Source organism: Candidatus Sodalis sp. SoCistrobi, assembly GCF_900143145.1.
GTDB lineage: Bacteria > Pseudomonadota > Gammaproteobacteria > Enterobacterales > Enterobacteriaceae > SoCistrobi.
Genome location: NZ_FRDB01000365.1, coordinates 1 through 1,487 on the forward strand (window position 1 = coordinate 1; position 1,487 = coordinate 1,487).

The window sequence follows — 1,487 nt, forward strand, 5'->3', positions numbered from 1 at the left end:
GCATGCGCTGAAGCGGGATCACCTCGTCCTGCCGGTAGGTTTCCCGCGCCTTGACCGGATCGCCGAGGCCCGCCGCATTGCTGGGAATAATCCCCGCCAGCCCGGCCGGATAGCGATGCGCGGTTAACACATCCTGAGCGCTGATATTCTTGATATTGCTGAACTCATCCTTGGCGCTGATATCGCCGATAGGAATAAATTTAATGCCCTCCGGATCGCCCTTCGGGATACTGACAAACAGCGTTTTAAAATTCCCGACCCCTTTTCCCTGCTCAACGCATTCCATGATTTGCTCTTCCATTTCAGGACTGAGGTTCGGATCATTGGTGTAAATGATGCCGCCCGTATGCGCGCCGTTATGGTAGTAGAGACGCCGGAAAATGGTGGCCTCGCTGTTAAGTAGCGCCGAGTGGATCCCGCCGATATAGTCCGGCAGGCCGTAAATCTGTTGTTGCGGATCGTACTGTTGCAGGAAAATCACGTCCTCTGGCGGGTAAACGAGCGGCTCGCCCTGTTGCAATATCACGAATTCGCCGCTTTTGCGCAGACGCAGATAGAGCGAGGGCAGCGGAGCCAGAGCGATCACCTCGCCCCAGCCGTTGCGCACTTTCAGGATGGCCAAATCGCCAAAGGTCAGGTAATCAAACAGTCCGGCCTTCAGCTGCTCGTGGCTCAGGCCGCCACCCCGATAATCGGCGGCCACCATATTGCGCCGGGCATAGAGCACCCCGCCGTGCTGGCCGTTGAGGTTTACCAGCTGCGCCAGCGCCAGCCGGTCAATGGGCAGTGAATAGTGATCGGCCGCGTTGTCGTACCAGATATCGCGGTAATCGGTGCCGGTGGTCAGTACCGGTTCAGGATTGCTCAGGGTGCCGGTCTTGATCATGCTCATATGCCGCTGACGGCTGACGGCGGCCTTGCCACTGTTGCGCGCCGCCTGACGGCGGGGTTGACGTTTTTTCATTAGTGTTGGCTCATTTTCCAGATGGAGCGGCGGGGATTTTCGTAGTTCAGTGGTTCATTATCCGCCGCGTGTGAAAGGGCAAAAAACACATCCGCATGGCCGGTTTCCTGGCTGCGGTCGGCAATAAAGGTCATGCCGCCCCCTTTGGCGGTACTGGTGCGGCGAATAGCCAGGAAGCTGGCGGCGATTTCCTTCTGCTCGCCGTCCCATTCGATGCGCTGGCTTTCCACCAAATCGACCATTTTCAGCACCAGGCGGTTTTTGGTTTCCACTCCGTAGCGGATAGCCACGGTTTGACGTGGCGCGAAGGCTTCCACCATTTCAAACACGCCGCTGCCGATCCCGGTGGTATCAATACCGATATGCGTCATATGGTAGCGTGCAAACAGCGCCTTGATCTGGCTGGCCTGGTATTTCCAGTTCATCCCCTGCCAGTAGAAGGTCGCCAGCACCCGGAAACGTTCCCCCTCATACTGCGGCGGTGCCATAATCACAAAGGTGGAGGTGTCGCCAGAGCGGGCCG

General features: G+C 57.8%; 1 protein-coding gene and 1 pseudogene. Both read right to left on the reverse strand.

Going from position 1 to position 1,487, the window contains the following annotated elements; translation table 11 throughout:
* A partial coding sequence (locus tag CINSTRO3249_RS15825) for a phage portal protein (protein WP_074013902.1) occupies positions 1 to 964 on the reverse strand: 964 nt, incomplete at its 3' end.
* Positions 964 to 1,487, reverse strand: a pseudogene (locus tag CINSTRO3249_RS15830) (terminase); the annotation flags it as partial. The gene CINSTRO3249_RS15825 and the pseudogene CINSTRO3249_RS15830, both read right to left, overlap by 1 nt.